This is a genomic window from Amycolatopsis sp. SB7-3, from assembly GCF_041021335.1.
Classification (GTDB): Bacteria; Actinomycetota; Actinomycetes; order Mycobacteriales; family Pseudonocardiaceae; genus Amycolatopsis; species Amycolatopsis japonica.
Genome location: NZ_JBFPJQ010000002.1, coordinates 970,169 through 989,693, shown reverse-complemented (window position 1 = coordinate 989,693; position 19,525 = coordinate 970,169). Strand labels below are relative to the sequence as shown.

Below are 19,525 nucleotides of genomic sequence, written 5' to 3'. Positions count from 1 at the left end.
CCATTCTCCAAGATCACCTTCTTGTTTTCGCTGTTGGCGGTGCCGTCGGCGCGGCATAAATGATCTTCGAGGTCGATTGTCGCATTTCCATGTTTGAACGGATGGCTCATGGGGAACCAGCAGGCGCCGTCTCGGGATTTTCATCTGTGAAAAGGCGGCTGAGCTGGAAAAAGCGACGAGAGGAGGATGCCTGCGATTGTCCCGCCGGGGGCCAAGCTCGGCGGTCGGAACAGAGGAATTCATTTGTTGTCAACACATCCTTCGACTGGTGGATGTGGCGGTCCGTCCATGCCTTCTTCCGGTGTGCCGCCGGACGCGATTCCACGATGTGCGGTGGATTGACAACCGGTCCGATAAAATGAATGGCAGGTATTGCCACCCTGCGTAGCGCCGGGCGCTTTTCGGTCGAATCGTTGTTCCCACCATCGGCGGTACAGACGATCTCGCGGTCCGGGCAGCGTGTTGTTCCGGCCCGATGCGGACTTCCGGTTCCACGGGTGGGGGAACAAGGAATGCGACGCGGTACGGAACGCGGCAATCAAATCGCGGTTTACTGCTACAGGGGAGGAATCGGTCATGCGCTCTGCGTCGGAACAGTACGGCCACACTGGACGGAATCCGGTGCCGAAACGACGGCTCCAAGAGATACTGGCCCGCTTGGCCGGCGGGCACGGCGTTCCTGGAGCACAGCTCGCGGTGCTCGACGGTGGCGTGACGACAGTGGTCCAGACCGGTGTCGAGCACCAGGACAGAAAGAGACCGATGGGCCCGTCGTCCGCCGTACCGATCGGATCGGTCACCAAAGTGGCCACCGCCACGGTCGTGATGGCGCTGATCGCGGACGACGATCTCGAACTGGATCAGCCGGTCGGCGAAATCTTGGGCGACCCCGGTCTCGCCGAGGGAGTGACACCACGACATCTGCTGAGCCACACCAGCGGTCTGCCCTCCGATCCGGCCGATGTCACCGGGGTGTGCCTGCGTGAGATCCGCGCGGCGGTTTCGGTCTGCCCGCCTGGCACCGCGTTCTCGTATTCGAATCTGGGCTACGCCTTGGCGGGATCGCTGATCGAAGCGGTCACCGGGATGACCTGGCGTGAAGCCGTCGAGGCGATACTCCTGCGGCCATTGAAGATCGAGCCCGCCTACGCCGGAAGTCCGAGAACCGTTCCCGGGCACGGACGCGCCACGGGCCCGGCCGGTGCCCGTCCGGTCGAGCAGGCCCTGCCGCCGATGCTCGAACCCGCCGGTGCGCTGGCGTTGAGCGCCGCGGACCTCGTCGAACTCGGCCGGGTCCATTTGGGAAAGCCGGGTTTGCTCGACGTCGTGACCGCCGCCGACATGCACCGCCGGGTGCCCGATGCCGAGCCGTACGGCCTGGCCGACGGCTGGGGTCTGGGAATCGCGCACTACGAGGACGGCGACGAAGTCTGGCTCGGCCACGACGGCACCGCCGACGGCACCTCGTGCCAGTTGCGGATCGATCAGGCAGGTGCCTGCGTCGTGGCCTTCACCGCGAACGGTGCCGCGGGCACGGACATGTGGCACGACCTCGTCGCCGAGCTCCGCGCGCTCGGCCTCGCGATCCCGGAGCGGCAGCCGCCCGCACCGGCCTGCCCGGTCCCGATCGCGGCCGGCGACTTCGGCACCTATCGCAACGGTGCCATCGATTACACGATCCGTCCCGGCGAACACGGCGGAGCCGAACTGGTCGCCGACGGCGAGGTCTTCCCCGGACTCACCCTCCACGACGACGCCTCGTTCACGGTGCGCGACCCCGTCACCGGGCGCCCGACACCGTGCGGCCGGCTGCGCGGAACGCCCGGAGAGGCGACCGCGATCGAAATCGGCGGCCGTCTCGCGCGGCGTCACTGAGCCGCCTTCTCCCTCCCCGTCCCCCTGGCCCACCTCGGTGGGTTCGCTTGTTGTGCCTGGAAGGTACCGAAAAGATGACCGTGCTCGACACGACGGCCACCCCCGGAGCCGAAAGAGCCGTCGCCCTGCCGGAACTGTTCGCCGCGCGGGTGCGTTCCACCCCGGACGCGGTCGCCGTGGACGGCCATGGTGGACAGCTGACCTACGCCGCACTCGCCGACCGTGCCGCCCGCCTCGCCGCCCGGCTGGTCCGGCTCGGAGTGCGTGCCGAGGACAGGGTCGGGTTGCTGCTCGAAAGGTCCGTCGAACTCGTCGTCGCCGAGCTGGCGATCGTGATGGCGGGCGGGGTCTACGTGCCGCTCGACCGGCGCGCCCCCGACGACCGCTCGCGGCTGGTGCTGGCCACCGCGGGCGTCTCGGTGCTGATCACGGACGAGCCGGAGCGCGCCGCGCGAATCCACAGTGGACGGATCGTCGTCGCGGGACGGTCACTCGCGCCGCCGGACGTGGCGCTTCCGCGAGTCGACGCGGACCAGCTGGCGTATCTCATGCACACGTCGGGCTCGACCGGGACGCCGAAGGGAGTAGCGGTCCGGCATCGGGATGTCGCGGCGCTGGCTTCCGACAGCCGGTTCGCGGGTGGCGCGCACCGCCGGGTCCTGCTGCATTCCCCGGCCGCTTTCGACGCGTCGACCTACGAATTGTGGGTGCCGCTGCTCGGCGGCGGGACGGTGGTGACCGCGCCGCCGGGTGAACCGGACGTGGAGATGCTGCGCGAGATCGTCGGCCGGTACGAGGTCACCTCGCTCTGGCTGACCGCGGGGCTGTTCCGGGTCGTGGCACAGGAGGCGCCGGACTGTTTCCTTGGTGTGGAAGAGGTGTGGACCGGCGGAGACGTCGTCCCAGCGGCCGCCGTCCGCCGGGTGCTGGAGGCATGCCCTGGTCTCACCGTGACCGACGGCTACGGCCCCACCGAAACCACCACCTTCGCCACCTCACGGCCGATGTCCACAAAGGATGATGTACCGGACCCCGTGCCGATCGGCCGCCCACTCGACGGAGTCCGCGCCCGCGTCCTCGACGAGGCGCTGAACGCCGTCCCGGCCGGGCAGGCGGGGGAGCTGCACCTGTCCGGGGCCGGTCTGGCCCGTGGGTACTGGGGCAGACCGGGGGCGACCGCCGACCGCTTCGTGGCCGATCCCGCCGTACCCGGCGGCCGGATGTACCGGACCGGCGATCTGGTGCGGTACAACGGCGACGGCGAACTGGAGTTCCTCGGCCGGACCGACGACCAGGTCAAGGTCCGCGGTTTCCGGGTCGAGCTCGGGGAGATCGAATCGGTGCTGGCCGCCGCGCCGGGTGTGGGCGAGGTGGTGGTCGTCGCCCGTGAGCGAAAGCCGGGCGTCAAGCGGTTGGTCGCCTACGTCGTGACCGCGCCGGACGAGGTGCTCGACGATCTCGCGGAGACGGCCGCGGCGGTGTTGCCGGACTACATGGTGCCGTCGGCGTTCGTCGTCCTCGACGCACTTCCGCTCAACGCCAACGGAAAGGTCGATCGCCGCGCCCTGCCCGCGCCCCCGGAGGAGAGCCGGACGGAAACCGGGCCGCGCTCGGAAACGGAACGTGCCGTCGCCGACGTGCTGGCGGGCGTGCTCGGAATGGACCGCGTCGCGAGCGATGACGATTTCTTCGCCCTGGGCGGCGATTCGCTCCTCGCGGTGCAGGCGTTGTCCCGGCTGCGCCGGACCTTCGGCGTGACCTTGTCGGCTCGTGCCGTGTTCGACGCACCCACCGTGACCGGACTGGCCCGGCTGGTCGACGAGGCACAACCCGCCGGGAACGACGCGCTCCCGGCCGCACCGTCGTCCCAGGTGCTCCCGCTTTCGCCCGCGCAGCGGCGCCTGTGGTTCCTCGACGAGCTGACCGGGGACAGCGCGGAGTACAACACCGCGGTCGGTCTCCGGCTTTCCGGGCCGCTGGACGTCGACGCCCTGCGCGGTGCGCTGGCCGCGCTCTGCGCGCGTCACGAGTCTCTGCGCACGACCTTCGAGGAAGGTTCCCAGCGCATCGCCGACAGGGCCGAAATACCGCTGCGTGTCAAGGGAACCGCCGCCGACGATGCCACCTTGGCGGCGGACCTGAGCGTCCCGTTCGACCTGCGCAGCGGCCCCCTGACGAGGGCCACGCTCTATCGCCAGGGACCGGAGGAGCATCTGCTCGTCCTGTGCCAGCACCACATCGTCACCGACGGCCGGTCGATCGGGATCCTGACCGGCGAGCTGCTCGACTTCTACGCCGGTGTGACCCCGCCGCCGCTGGAGTCGGGTTACCGCGATTACACGCACTGGCGCCGTCAGACCGACAACGACGCCCAGCTCGGCTACTGGCGTGCGGCGCTCGATGGACTCGAACCGCTGGCTTTCCCGACCGACCGCCCGAGGCCTGCCCGGCGCGGTACGGCAGGCGCGGTGCACCGCCACGATCTGCCCTCGGAACTCGTCCGCGGCCTCACGGACGCGGGACGTCCGCACGGGGCGACGTTGTTCATGACCCTGACCGCGGCGGTGCAACTCCTCCTGTCGGCCTACGGCGGTCAGCGCGACATCGCGGTCGGCACCGCGGTCGCCGGGCGCGACCGGCCCGAATGGGAGCCGCTGACGGGGTTCTTCGTGAACACCCTCGTGCTTCGCTCGCAAATCGATCCCGCTCGCCCTTTCCCCGCTTTCCTGGCCGGGTTCCGGGAGACGGCGCTGGAGGCGTTCGCGCACGCCGACGTCCCCTTCGACCGGGTCGTCGAAGCGGTGCAGCCGGAGCGTGATCCGTCGCGGACGCCGCTGGTGCAGGCGGTCGTCGTCCTGCAGAGCCCGCTGGTCCGCCCGCGTGAGGTCGCCGGTCTGCGGGTTTCGGAGTACGACCTGCCCCGGCCGTCGGCCAGGTTCGACCTCGTCGTCGAGTTCTGGCCGAGGGAAGACGGACTGAGGATCACCGTCGAGTACGCCACCGCGCTTTTCGACAGTGCGACGATCGAGCGGCTGACCGCGAGCCTGGAAGCCCTCCTCACCGGGATCGCCGCCGATCCGGATCGCCCGGTGGGCGAGTTGCCGCTGCTCGCCGAGGCCGACCATCGGCTCCTGCCGTCGCCGTACCCCGCTCCGTCGATGACCATCACGCGGCTGTTCGACCATCACGCCGAGCAGCATCCGCAGGCCCCCGCGGTGCTCTTCGGTGCGGACCGCCTCGACTACGGCGAGCTGCGCGCCCGGGCCGACCGCCTGGCGGGACGGCTGATCGAACTCGGGGTGCGCCCGGAAGACCGGGTCGGCGTGCTGATGGACCGCTCGGCGGACCTGGTGGTGGCGCTGCTGGCGATCCTCAAGGCCGGCGCCGCCTACCTGCCGCTGGACCTGCGTGCGCCGGCCGACCGCCTGCGCCTTCTGCTCGACGGCACGTCGCTTCTGCTCACCGACGAGACGTGGCACGGAACCGCCGCCACCGTCCACAACGGACGGATACTGACGCTGCCGTCCACCGGGGACGCGGCCACGGCCACGGTCACGGTCGAACCCGCGAACCTGGCCTATGTCGAGTACACCTCGGGCTCCACCGGCGTACCGAAAGGCGTGGCGGTCCGGCACGCCGACGTGGTCGCGCTGGCCACGGACCCGCGGTTCACCGGCGGAGCGCACGAGCGGGTGCTGCTGCACTCGCCGCTGGCGTTCGACGCCTCCACCTACGAGCTGTGGGTCCCGCTCCTCAACGGCGGCACCGTGGTCGTCGCGCCACCGGGGGACGTCGACGCGGAGGTCGTGCGCGAGCTGACCGAGCGACACGGTGTGACCGCCCTCTGGCTCACCGCCGGGCTCTTCCGGCTCTTCGCCGGTGACACGCCCGAGTGTTTCCGCGGCCTCCGGGAAGTCTGGACCGGCGGCGACGTCGTCCCACCCGAAGCCGTGCGCCGTGTGCTCGGCAGCTGCCCCGGTGTCGCGGTCGTCGACGGCTACGGGCCGACCGAGACCACCACGTTCGCGACCTCGTTCCGCATGACGTCCGCGGACGCGGTCCCCGAAACGATCCCGATCGGGACTCCGCTGACCGGGATGCGCGTCTACCTGCTCGACGACGGACTGCGGCCGGTCCCGCGCGGCGCGCTCGGCGAGATCTGCGTCGCCGGCCCGGGGCTCGCCCGCGGGTACGCGGGCCGGCCGGGCGCGACGGCCGACCGGTTCGTCGCCTGCCCGTACGGTGCTCCCGGCGAACGCATGTACCGCACCGGCGACCGCGGGCGGTGGCGTTCCGACGGGACCCTCGAATTCGCCGGCCGGGCCGACGACCAGCTCAAGATCCGCGGCTTCCGGGTCGAACCCGGTGAGGTGGAACGTGCCCTCACCGCCCGGCCCGAGGTCGCGCAGGCGGTGGTCACGGCGCGCTCCGGGTCCGGCCGCAAACACCTGGTCGCCTACGTCGTGGCCGCGGACGGGTCCACAGTGGACACCGGGACCTTGCGCGAGAGCCTCGGCCGGACCCTGCCGGACTACCTCGTGCCGTCGGCGTTCGTCGTCCTCGACGCGCTTCCCCTCAACGCCAACGGGAAAGTCGATCGGCGCGCGCTGCCGGAGCCGAGCTTCGAGTCCGCGTCGAGCGGGAGAACGGCGCCGCGGACCGAGCGGGAAGCGGTGCTCGCGGGGATCTGGGCCGACGTGCTGGGACTCGACCGGGTCGGGGTCGAGGACAACTTCTTCGCCCTCGGCGGCGACTCGATCCTCGGCATCCAGGTCAGCGCGCGGGCACGGAAGGCGGGGCTGTCGATCACGACGGCGGACCTGTTCCGGTATCAGACCATCGCCGCCCTCGCTCCGGCCTTGACCGACGTCTCCACGGTCCCGGATCGAGGTCCCGTCACCGGGGACATCGTGCCGACGCCGATCCAGCGCTGGTTCTTCGACACGATCTCCGGGCCGGCCCGGTTCGATCAAGAGATCGAGGTCGAGCTGGCGAACGACACCGACGAGGCCGCGCTCGCCGCGGCCATCGGATCGTTGATCGAACACCACGACGCCTTGCGCACGACTTTCACCCGCGACGGAGACCAGTGGCGGCTGCGCATCGCCGGTGCCGAGGACGGGCATTCGCTGCTGCGCTGGAGGTTGTCCGGTCCTCCGGAGCGGCGCGTGCTGCATCTGTCCGCGCATCATCTCGCCGTCGACGGCGTGTCCTGGCGGATCCTGCTCGACGATCTCGACCTGGCCTACCGGAAGGCCGATCTCGGCCCGAGGACGACCTCGTTCCAGGAGTGGGCCGCACGTCTGTCCGCCCATGCGGAAGAGGGGGGCTTCGACGACGAACTGGAGCATTGGCGCTCGATCCCCGAGGTCACGCCGATCCCGGTCGACGGGATCGGGGCGAACACGGTAGGCCGGGCCCGCGCCGTGACGGTGCGGCTGGCCGCCGGGGAGACGCGGTCATTGCTGCGGCAGGTCCCCGAGGTCTACCGGACCCAGGTCAACGACCTCCTGCTCACCGCGCTCGGCCGGACACTGCGGGACTGGACCGGCCGGGTTCCGGTGATCGACCTGGAGGGTCACGGCCGCGAGGACCTGTTCGACGGCGTGGACCTGTCGCGCACGGTGGGCTGGTTCACCAGCCTGTTCCCGGTGGCGCTGGACGTCCCGGACGACTGGGGCGCCGCGATCAAAGCGGTGAAGGAGCGGCTGCGTGCGGTCCCGCGCCGCGGCATCGGCTACGGCGCGCTGCGCTATCTGTCCGGCACCGCGCCCGCCATCGATCCCCAGATCAGCTTCAACTACCTCGGGCAGTTCGAGCTGACCGGTGAGCTCTACACCGGCTCGCCCGGCGAACTGTCCTTGGCCGCCGACCCCGGCGGCGTCCGTCCCCATCTGCTCGACGTGGTGGGCCAGGTCACCGGCGACACGCTGGAGTTCACCTGGCACTACGCGGAAGGCGTGCACGAAGAGGCCACCGTGACCCGGTTGGCCGAAGGCATGCTGGAGAACCTGCGTGGACTCCTCGGGCACTGCGCCGAACCCGGTGCGGGCGGGCGGACGCCGTCGGACTTCCCGCTGGCGGGACTCGACCAGTCCACTGTGGACGAGCTGGTGGGCGACGGCCGGGACGTGGAGGACGTGTACCCGCTGACGCCGATGCAGGCGGGCATGGTGTTCCACAGCCTGGCCCGGCCCGGCGATCGCAACTACTTCGAACAGATCACCTTCACCGTCGACGACGTTCCCGACCCTCGTGCGCTCGTCGCGGCCTGGCGAGGAGTGGTCGAGCGCACCCCGGTCCTGCGCAGCCGGATCATCTGGGAAGGGGTACCGCGTCCGCTGCAGATCGTGCTGCGGACGGCGGAGATCCCGGTGAGCTGCCCGGACTGGTCCACAGTGGACGCCGAGGAGGCGCTGCGGCGGGAGCTGGCCGAAGACCTCGCCGAAGGGCTCGACCTGACCCGCGCCCCGCTGACACGGCTGGTCGTCGCCAAGGAGTCGGCGGCCTCGGTCCGGGTGATCTGGACGTTCCATCACGTGCTGCTGGACGGCTGGAGCGTCTTCGGTGTCCTGTCCGACGTCCTCGCCGTGCTGCGTGGTGAAGAGCCACCGGTGCGTCGTCCGTTCCGCGACTACGCCGGATGGCTCGCCGAGCAGGACGACGAAGCCGCCGAAGCCCACTGGCGGGCCGAACTCGCCGGAGTGACGCCGACCCCGCTACCCGGTGATCGCGGCGCCCGCGCACACGCCGCCAGCTCGTCAGCCCGGGTACCGGTGGACTTCGACGACGCCACGACCGCTCGGATCCACGCGTTCGCGCGACGGCACCACCTGACGCTCAACACGATCGTCCAGGGCGCCTGGGCGGCGCTGCTTTCCCGCTACAGCGGCGAATCCGAGGTGTGTTTCGGCGCGACGGTGTCGGGCAGGCCGGTCGAGCTGCCGGGAGCGGACGACATCGCGGGTCTGTTCATCAACACCCTGCCGGTGCGGGTCCGGCTCGACGCCGGGCGCGGTCTCGTCGGCTGGCTTCGCGAACTGCAGGCGGCGCAGGCGGAATCCCGCCGGTACGGCCATGTCGGCCTGCCGCGGTTGCAGTCCTGGAGCGACACCGGCGGCAGCCTGTTCGACAGCATCGTCGTCTTCGAGAACTATCCGGTGGCGGACGTCGCGGGGATGGCGGACGTCCGGGCGGCCGAACGCACCAACTACCCGCTCGGGGTCGTCGCGTATCCGGGCCGCCGGTTGTCGCTCATGCTGACCCACGACCCTGAGCTGATCGGACCGGATCTCGCCCGGCGGCTCGCCGGCCACCTCGAAACGCTGATCCGTGGCTTCGCGGACGCGCCGTACGAGCCCGTGACACGGGTGCCCATGTTGTCGGAGCGGGAGATCCGGCACCTGCTTCGCGAGCGCGACGCCACCGCCCGGCGGATACCGGAGGGGTCGGTACCGGAGCTGTTCGAGGCTCGCGCACGCCGGGATCCCGGCGCCGTGGCGCTGGTGACCGATGACGAAACCGTCAGCTACGGCGAACTCGAAGTCCGGGCGAACCGCCTGGCGAACCGGCTGCGGGAGCTCGGCGTCCGCGCCGAAAACCGGGTCGCGCTCCTGATGGACCGTTCGCCCGCCCTCGTCGTGGCCGAACTCGCGATCCTGAAGGCGGGCGGCGCCTATCTGCCGTTGGACCTGCGCGCGCCCAGCGAGCGGTTGCGGCTGCTGCTGAGCGAAGCCGGCGCGGACGTCCTCGTCGCCGACGAGGCTTGGCTGTCGACCGCCGAGGAGATCCACGACGGCGTGATCGTCACGGACGCGGGTGACGCACCGGAGGCCGCGCCCGTGGTGCCGGTCGACCCCGAGCAGCTCGCCTACGTCATCTACACCTCCGGATCGACCGGCAAACCGAAGGGTGTCGCCGCCCGGCATCGCGACGTCCTCGCTCTCGCGGCCGAGCAGCGCTTCGCGGCCCATGACCGGGTGCTGCTGCACTCGCCGCAGGCCTTCGACGCGTCCACCTACGAGCTGTGGGTGCCGTTGCTGAACGGTGGCACGGTCGTCCTGGCGCCGCCGGGGGAACTCGACGTCCACACGCTCGGCCGGGTGATCACCGAGCACGCCGTGACGGGGGTCTTCATGACGACCGGGCTGTTCCGGCTCGTCGCGCAGGAGGCACCGGAGATGTTCGCCGGCGTGCGCGAGGTCTGGACCGGCGGCGACGCCGTTCCCGCCGTCGCGCTGCGCCGGGTCCGGGCCGCTTGCCCGCGGACCCTGGTCGCCGACGTCTACGGCCCCACCGAGACCACGACCTTCGCCACCGTGCACCCGCTGCCGGGCGACGTACCCGACGTCGTGCCGATCGGGGCACCGCTGGACAACACCCGTGTCTACGTCCTCGACGACGACTTGTGCCTGGTGCCGCCGGGTGCGCCCGGCGAACTGCATCTCGCCGGGGCAGGGCTCGCGCGGGGCTACCTCGGACGGCCCGGGCTGACCGCGGACCGGTTCGTCGCGGATCCGTTCGGTCCGCCGGGGGAGCGGATGTACCGCACCGGTGACGTGGTGCGCTGGAACGACGAGGAGGCCCTCGAATTCGTCGGCCGGGTGGACGAACAGGTCAAGATCCGCGGCTTCCGTGTCGAACCGAGCGAGATCGAGGCCGCGCTGGGCGAGCACCCCGGCGTCGAGCAGGCGGCTGTGCTGGCCCGCGCGGACGGTGGGGTGAAACGGCTGGTCGCCTACATCGTCGGCGAGACCGAGGGGCTCGGGGAATTCCTGGGGCGGACCCTGCCGGACTACATGGTCCCGGCGGCGTTCGTCCGGCTGGAGGAATTCCCGGTCAACGTCAACGGGAAGCTCGACCGCACCGCCCTGCCCGCCCCGGACTTCGGGGCGCGTGACCACGTCGCGCCACGCACCGATCGCGAGCTCGTGCTCGCCGGGATCTGGGCGGAGGTGCTGGGTGTCGAACGGGTCGGCGCGACCGACGACTTCTTCGAACTGGGCGGCGACTCGATCCTCAGCATCCAGGTGGTGTCGAAGGCCCGGCGTGCCGGGCTGGAACTGCTGCCCGGCGACCTGTTCGCCCATCGGACCCCGGCGGCGCTCGCCGCCGCGGCCCGCAGCGCCACCGAAGCCGTCCGTCGCGGCCCGGTCAGCGGCGAGGTGCCGCTCACCCCGATCCAACGGTGGTTCTTCGCGACCCAGACGGCCGATCCGGAACATTTCCACCAGTTCGTCCATTTAGGACCTGAGCGGATCGACCGCGCCGCCGCGCGCAAGGCCGTGGACGCGCTGCTCGAACACCACGACGCACTGCGGATGCGGTTCACCCGCGGCGACGGCTGGAAGCAGGAGAACGGTCCTGTCGGCGCCGAGACCCCGCTGATCCGCCTCGACCTCTCCGAGCACGGTGTCACCCTCGCCGTGCACCACCTCGTCGTCGACGGTGTCTCGTGGCGGGTGCTCGCGGAGGACTTCGACCGCGGTTACGCCCAGGCGCTGCGGGGCGAGGCGATCGACCTCGGGCCGCGCACCACCTCCTTCCGGGAGTGGGCGATCAGGCTCGCCGAGCACACCGCCGGCGGTGGATTCGACGACGGACTCGACCACTGGCACGGCCTGCCGACGGACACCTCGATCCCGGTCGACGGCGAGGGTGAGGCCACGGTCGCCTCGATGCGCGAGGTCACCGTGCGGCTCCCCGCGGCGGAGACCGAGGCGCTGCTGAGGGAAGTGCCCGCCGCCTATCGCACGCAGGTCAACGACGTGCTGCTCGCCGCGCTGGGCCGGGTGCTGCGGGACTGGACGGGCAAGGTGCCGGTCATCGACCTGGAAGGACACGGGCGCGAAGACCTGTTCGACGACGTCGACCTGTCCCGCACGGTGGGCTGGTTCACCAGCGTCTTCCCGGTCGCGCTGGACGTGCCCGAAGGCTGGGGTACGGCACTGAAGTCGGTGAAGGAGCAGCTCCGGGCCGTGCCACGGCGTGGGATCGGCTACGGCGCCCTGCGTCACCTGGCCGGGACCGTGCCGCCGATCGACCCCGCGGTGAGTTTCAACTACCTCGGCCGTTTCACCTCGGGCAGGCTGGAATCGGACGAGAGCGAGCTTTCGGCGCGAGCGCATCTGCTCGATGTCGTCGGCCGCGTCGAGTCCGGCGAACTCGAACTGACCTGGTACTACACCGAGGGCGTCCATCGCAGGTCCACAGTGGACAGGCTCGCCGAGGCGATGCTGACCGCCCTGCGGGAGATCATCGCGCATTGCACCGAACCGGAGGCCGGTGGGCGCACCCCGTCCGACTTCCCGCTGCTCACGCTCGATCAATCCACAGTGGACGCCCTCGTCGGGGACGGCAGGGCGGTCGAAGACCTCTACCCGCTCACGCCGATGCAGGCGGGGATGGTGTTCCACTCGTTGTCACAGCCGGACGAGCGGCTCTACTTCCAGCAGGTCGGTTTCGTCGTCGAAGGCGTCGAGGACGTCGACGCGCTGGCCGAAGCCTGGCAGCACGTCGTCGATCGCACGCCCGTGCTGCGCACGACGATCGCCTGGGAGGGTGTGCCGGAGCCGGTGCAGGTGGTGCGGCGACGGGTGACCGTCCCGGTCAACCGGCTCGACTGGCGTGCCCACACGGCCGGAGGGCAGGAGCGGTTCTGGCAGGAGGTCTTGGCCGCGGACCGTGCCGAGGGGCTGGACCTGGACGGCGAAGCCTTGCTGCGGCTGACTCTGGCGCGGCTGTCGGACACGGAAGTCCGGGTGCTGTGGACGTTCCACCATGTCCTGCTCGACGGCTGGAGCGTCTTCGGAGTGTTGTCCGACGTCTTCGCCGCCTATGCCGGGGACGAACCGCCCGAACGGCCACCGTTCCGGGATTACGTCGCGTGGCTGGACCGCCAGGACGACACCGAGGCGGAACGCCACTGGCGTCGCGAACTCGGCGACTTCACCGCACGTGGCCGGCTCACGGCGCAGGACCACACGAGCCGATCGGCCGAGTGGCTGCGGGTCCCGGTCGAAAGCTCGGCGCGGCTCGGGGAAGCCGCGCGCAAGGCGGGCCTCACGATGAACACCGTCCTGCAGGGCGCGTGGGCGCTGGTGCTGTCCCGGCTGACCGGGGAGCGTGACGTCTGTTTCGGCACCACCGTTTCCGGTCGTCCGGTCGACCTGACCGGCGCCGACGACATCACCGGGATCTTCATCAACACGCTCCCGGTCCGCGTCACCACCGATCGGTCGCCGGTCGCGCGATGGCTGGCGGCGTTGCAGGACCGGCAAGTGGAGTCCCGCAGGTACGGGCATCTGCCGCTGACGAAGCTGCAGGCGTGGAGCGGGACGGACGGCGGCCTCTTCGACAGCCTCGTCGTCTTCGAGAACTATCCGATCGCTTCGGCAACGCGCGACGGGCTGCGGTTGCGGGATGTCGACGCCGCCGAAACGACGAACTACCCGATCAGCGTCGTCGCGTCGCCGGGGGAGCGGCTGAGCCTCGACGTCGGCTACGACCCCGAGCTGTTCGACGCCGCGACGGCCGAGCGGATCACGGACCAGCTCGTGGGTGTGCTCGACGCCTTCGCCGAGGACCTGAACCGTCCGCTCGACACCATCGACCTGCTCACCGACGCCGAACGTCTCCAGATCCTCGGCGACTGGAACGACACCGCGCGTCCGCTGCCGGAGGGAAGTCTCGCCGAGCTCTTCGGACGGCAGGTCGCGCACACTCCCGGCGCGATCGCCCTCGTCGGCGACGGAGTCCGCCTGACCTACGCGGACCTGGACGAGCGCGCGGACCGGCTCGCCCGCCGTCTGGTGTCACTCGGCGCCGGTCCCGAAACCGTCGTCGGTGTGCTCATGGACCGCTCGCCGGAGCTGGTCGTCGCCGAACTCGCCGTCGTCAAAGCCGGTGCGGCGTACCTCCCGCTGGACACGAGGGCGCCCGGGCCACGGTTGAAGACACTGCTGGACGGTGTGCCGATCCTCGTCACCGACCGGGTCCGCGCCGACTCGTCTGTCTACAGTGGACAGATCGTCGTCCCCGACGGCCGGACCGCGGACGCCGCGCTCCCCGAGGCGGCGCCGGACAACCTCGCGTACGTGATGTACACGTCCGGTTCGACGGGCAGGCCGAAGGGTGTGGCCGTACGTCAGCGTGACGTCGTCGCCCTCGCCGCCGACCGGCGCTTCGCCGCGCACGAGCGGGTGCTGCTGCACGCTTCGCCCGCCTTCGACGCCTCCACCTACGAGCTGTGGGTCCCGCTGCTCAACGGCGGCACCGTCGTCGTGGCCCCTCCGGGAGACCTGGACGTGGACACCCTCCGCCGGATCATCGCCGAGTACGAGGTCCACGGGGCGTTCTTCACCGCCGGGCTGTTCCGGCTGCTCGCGCAGGAAGCTCCGGAGACCTTCCGCGGGATGAGTGAGGTGTGGGCGGGCGGCGACGTCGTCCCGGCCGCCGCGGTCCGCCGGGTACAGGAGGCGTGCCCGGGCACGGTCGTCGTCGACGGCTACGGTCCGACCGAGACGACGACCTTCGCCACCTCGCAGCCGATCCCGGACGACGTCGCCGGTGCCGTCCCGATCGGGAAACCGCTCGACAACATGCGGACCTACGTCCTCGACGCCGAACTGCGGCTCGTGCCGCAAGGAGTGCCTGGTGAGCTGTACATCGCCGGGGCCGGGCTCGCTCGCGGGTATTTCGGTGATCCGGCGCTGACCGCCGACAGGTTCGTGCCCGACCCGTTCGGCCCGCCGGGGGAGCGGATGTACCGCACCGGCGACCTCGTCCGCTGGAACCCGCTCGGCGAACTGGAGTACACCGGGCGCGCCGACGAGCAGGTCAAGGTCCGCGGTTTCCGGATCGAACCGGCCGAGATCGAGGCCGCGCTGACCGCGCATCCGGGCGTCGGCCAGGCCGCGGTGCTGACCAGGGAGGACCACGGCGTCAAACGGCTCGTCGCCTACCACACGGGCGACGCGGACGGCCTCGCCGGATTCCTCGGCCGGACCCTGCCCGACTACATGGTGCCCGCCGCGTTCGTCCGGCTCGACCGCTTCCCGTTGACCGCCAACGGGAAGATCGACCGCCGCGCCCTGCCGGCGCCGGATTTCGGCGACAAGACGGCCCGGACCGCGCCCGCGACCGAGGCCGAACGCGCGCTCGCCGCGATCTGGTCCGACGTGCTCGGCGTCGCGGACGTCGGCGCGGAGGCCAACTTCTTCGCACTGGGCGGCGACTCGATCCTCAGCATCCAGGTCGTGTCGCGCGCCCGCCGCGCCGGGTTGAGCCTGCTGCCCCACGACGTCTTCCGGCATCCGACCCTCGCCGCGCTGGCCGCACACGCCGGTGGCGACGCCGGGCCGCGCGCCGAACAGGGGCCGGTCACCGGGACGGCGCCGCTCACCCCGATCCAGCACTGGTACTTCGACGGCCTGCCGGACCGGTTCGACCAGCGAGTGGTGCTGGAGTTCACCGAGGACGTCGACGAAGCCGCGCTTCGCCGCGCGCTGGAAGCCGTGTGGGCACAGCACGACGGGCTGCGACTGCGGTTCGAGCGTGACGGCGTCCAGCACGGTGAACCGGTGTGGCCGGCCGAACTGCTCACCGATGAGATCGCCTTCGACCTCGGACGAGGTCCCTTGCTGGCCGCGATGCTCGACGGGCGGCGGCTGACCCTGGCCGCGCACCACCTCGTCGTCGACGGCGTTTCCTGGCGGATCCTGCTGGAGGATCTGGAAACCGCCTACCGCGGCGGCGAACTCGGGCCGAAGACGACGTCGTACCTGGAGTGGTCCAGGCGGCTGGCCGAGCACGCCGAATCCGGCGGCTTCGACGACGAACTGGCGTACTGGCGCGGGATCCCGGCGCCGTCGGTCGATCGGGAACCGGCCACGATCGCCGACACGGGCGAGGTGACGGTCCGGCTCACCGCCGAGGAGACCCGGGCACTTCTCCAGGACGTTCCCGAGGTCTACCGCACGCAGGTCAACGACGTGCTGCTCACCGCGCTGGGCCGGGTCCTCCGGGACTGGACCGGGCAGACCCCGGTGATCGACCTGGAGGGCCACGGACGCGAAGACCTGTTCGACGACGTCGACCTGTCCCGCACGGTCGGCTGGTTCACCAGCGTGTTCCCTGTGGCGCTCGACGTCCCGGACGGCTGGGGTGCCGCGCTCAAAGCGGTGAAGGAACAGCTCCGGGCGGTGCCGCGGCGGGGAATCGGGTACGGCGCCCTGCGGTATCTCACCGGTACCGCGCCGGCCATCGATCCCCGGATCGGCTTCAACTACCTCGGCCGGTTCGACGACACCGAGGCGGGCGCGTTCCGGACCGGCGCCCTCGACGCCGACGTCGACCCGGCCGCTCCCGCGAGCCACACGCTCGACATCGTCGGCCGTGTCGTGGCCGGGACACTGGAGCTGACCTGGGCGCACGTGGAGACCCGGCACGATCGCGGCACCGTCGAAGAGCTGGCGGAGCGGATGCTGGCCGCCCTGCGTGAGATCATCGCGCACTGCGCGGCCCCGGAGGCCGGTGGCCGCACGCCGTCGGACTTCCCGCTCGCCACCCTCGATCAGTCCACAGTGGACACATTGGTCGGCGACGGCCGGGCGGTCGAAGACGTCTACCCGGTGACGCCCATGCAGGGCGGGATGCTGTTCCACGGCCTTTCCCAGACGGCGCAAGGCATGTACGTCGAACAGGCGACGTTCGTCCTCGAAGGCGTCACGGACCTCGACCGGCTCGCCGCGGCGTGGCAGCGGGTCGTGGACCGCACGCCGGTCCTGCGGACGGCGTTCGTGTGGGCCGGCGTCGAGGAGCCGCTGCAGGTGGTACACCGCGATGTACGGCTGCCGATCCGCGTGCTGGACGGGACCGGTCACGATCTCCAGCGGCTCCTGGCCGAGGACCGCGAACAAGGGCTCGATCTCGCGGAGGCGCCGCTGATGCGCGTGGCGCTCGTGCGGTTGTCGGCGACCGAAGTCCAGGTGCTGTGGACGTTCCACCACGCACTGCTCGACGGCTGGAGCGTCTTCCACGTCCTGTCCGACGTCTGTGGCGCGTACGCCGGGCAGACGCTGCCCACGAGGCCGCCGTTCCGGGACTACCTCGCATGGCTGGGCGGCCTCGGCCGGGCCGGCGCCGAACGCTTCTGGCGTCGCACGCTTTCCGGGATCGACGGGCCGACACCCGTTCCCGGCGACCGGGCGTCCGCGGCCGGGCATATCGCCTGTTCGTCCGAATGGCTGCCCGTCCGCCTGGACGAGGCGGCGACGAGCGGGCTCGACGAGTTCGTCAAACGCCACGGCCTCACGCACAACGCGGTCCTGCAAGGGGCATGGGCCTTGCTGCTGTCGGCGTACAACGGTCACGACGACGTCGTGTTCGGGTCCACCGTCTCCGGCCGCCCACCCGAGGTGCCCGGCGTGGACGCGATCACCGGCATCTTCATCAACACGCTGCCGGTCAGGGTCGGGATCGACCGGGGTGCCCGCGTCGCCGAGTGGCTCGCGGATCTTCAGGCGGGGCAGGCCGAGGCCCGCCGTCACGGACATCTTCCGCTCGCGCTGGTCCAAGGCTGGGCGGAGCTGCCCGGGGGAGTGAACCTCTGCGAGAGCCTGGTGGTGTTCGAGAACTATCCGATCACCGGCGCCGAGGCCGGGCACGGGTTGACCGTGCACGATCTGTCGGCACGAGAGACGACGAACTTCCCGCTGACGGTCGTCGCGTCGCCCGGGCGTGAGCTGAACGTCGATCTGGGCTATGACCCGGCCTTGTTCGACGAGGAAACGGTGAGCCGGCTGGCCGGTCACCTGCTCACGCTGCTCCGGGAGCTGACCGTGGACGGCGCTCGGGCGATCACCGACGTGCCGATGCTGACTCCGGAGGGCGAACTACTCCTGGCGGAATGGACGGAAACCGGTACGGCGGCCCCCGCCCGGTCGCTGCCGGACCTCTTCGCCGAGCAGATCCGCACCCGGCCCGACGCGGTGGCTGCCGTCCTCGACGGGGAACAGGTCACCTATGCCGAGCTGAACCGGCGGGCGAACCGGCTGGCCAACCGCCTGATCGGGCTCGGCCTGCGCCCGGAGGAACCGGTCGGCCTCGCGACGAGCAGGGCGGGCACCGTGGTGGCGGAACTGGCCGTGGTCAAGGCGGGCGGCGCGTATCTGCCGATCGACACCCGAGCCCCGGCGGAACGACGGCGGGTATTGCTCGAAGGTGTGCGGCTCGTCGTGTCCGACACCGGGTACCCGGACGCCATCCGGCTGTCCTCTGTGGACGAAGAGCCGGACGGTGATCCCGCCCTCGTCGTCGATCCCGACCAGCTGGCGTACGTCATGTACACCTCCGGGTCCACCGGAACGCCGAAGGGCGTCGCCGTGCGGCACCGCGACGTCGCCGCCTTGGCCGGGGACAGCCGGTTCCGGAGCGGGGCACACGAAGTGGTCCTGCTGCATTCCCCGGCGGCCTTCGACGCGACCACCTACGAACTGTGGGTACCGCTGCTCACCGGCGGCCGCGTCGTCACCGCCCCGGACGGCGACCTCGACGCGCACCGGCTGCGGACCTTGATCCGCGAGCACGGGCTGACCGGGATGTGGGTCACGGCGGGCCTGTTCCGGGTGCTGGCGCAGGAAAGCCCGGACTGCTTCGCCGGACTGCGGGAGGTGTGGACCGGCGGTGACGTCGTGCCCGCCGAAGCGGTGCGGCGAGCGCTGAGTGCCTGCCCGGGGCTGCGGGTCGTGGACGGCTACGGCCCCACCGAGACCACGACGTTCGCCACCGCCCATCCGATGGACGAGACGGTTCCGGACCGGATCCCCATCGGCACGCCGCTGGACGGCATGGTCGCCCGCGTCCTCGATCCGGATCTGCGCCCGGTGCCGCCGGGAGTGCCGGGCGAGCTGTACCTCGCCGGCGCCGGGCTCGCCCGCGGCTACCGCGGCCGGCCGGGGCTGACCGCCGACCGGTTCCTCCCGGCACCGGGCGGGCAACGGATGTACCGCACCGGCGACGTCGTCCGCTGGACCGGAACGGGCACCCTCGAATTCCTCGGGCGGGCGGACGATCAGGTGAAGCTGCGCGGATTCCGGGTCGAACCGGGTGAGGTCGAGGCCGTGCTGGCCCGGCATCCCGCCGTGGCGCAGGCCGCGGTCGTCGTCCGCGAGGATCAGCCCGGCCTGAAGCAACTCGTCGCCTACGTCGTGTCGGAAGCCGGGCAGGACACGCTCCGGGACTTCCTGGCCGATCGGCTTCCGGACTATCTGGTGCCGTCGGCGTTCGTCGCGCTGGACCGGATCCCGGTCAGCGCCAACGGAAAGCTCGACCGCAAAGCCTTGCCCGCGCCCGCCGCGCCGGAGACCGGGTACGTCGAGCCGGAAACCGAAACCGAACAGGCGCTGGCCGCGATCTGGGCCGAAGTGCTCGGCGTGGAGCGGATCGGCGTCGAGGACAACTTCTTCGCCCTCGGCGGGGATTCGCTGCGAAGCCTGCACATCGCGGCCAAGGCGGGCGCCTTGTTCGCGGTCCGGCTCACCCCGGCCGACGTCCTGACCGCGCGCACCGTCGCCGGGCTGGCCGGAACGGTCGAAGAACTCATCTTGGGCGAGCTCGAAAGCCTCGCCTCCGAAACGGAAGCGTGAGGACG

The 19,525-nt window shown here is 71.0% G+C and carries 2 protein-coding genes; both read left to right on the top strand.

The window, feature by feature from the left end; genetic code table 11:
* The first annotated feature begins 576 nt into the window (after nt 1–576).
* Nucleotides 577–1,875 (top strand): serine hydrolase domain-containing protein, encoded by a 1,299-nt coding sequence (locus AB8M46_RS22705; RefSeq protein WP_394361468.1) that lies wholly within the window; start codon nt 577–579, stop codon nt 1,873–1,875.
* Nucleotides 1,800–19,520, top strand: a complete 17,721-nt coding sequence (locus AB8M46_RS22700; RefSeq protein WP_394361467.1) for a non-ribosomal peptide synthase/polyketide synthase — start codon at nt 1,800–1,802, stop codon at nt 19,518–19,520. The genes AB8M46_RS22705 and AB8M46_RS22700 overlap by 76 nt, the downstream gene beginning before the upstream one ends.
* Nucleotides 19,521–19,525: the final 5 nt, after the last annotated feature.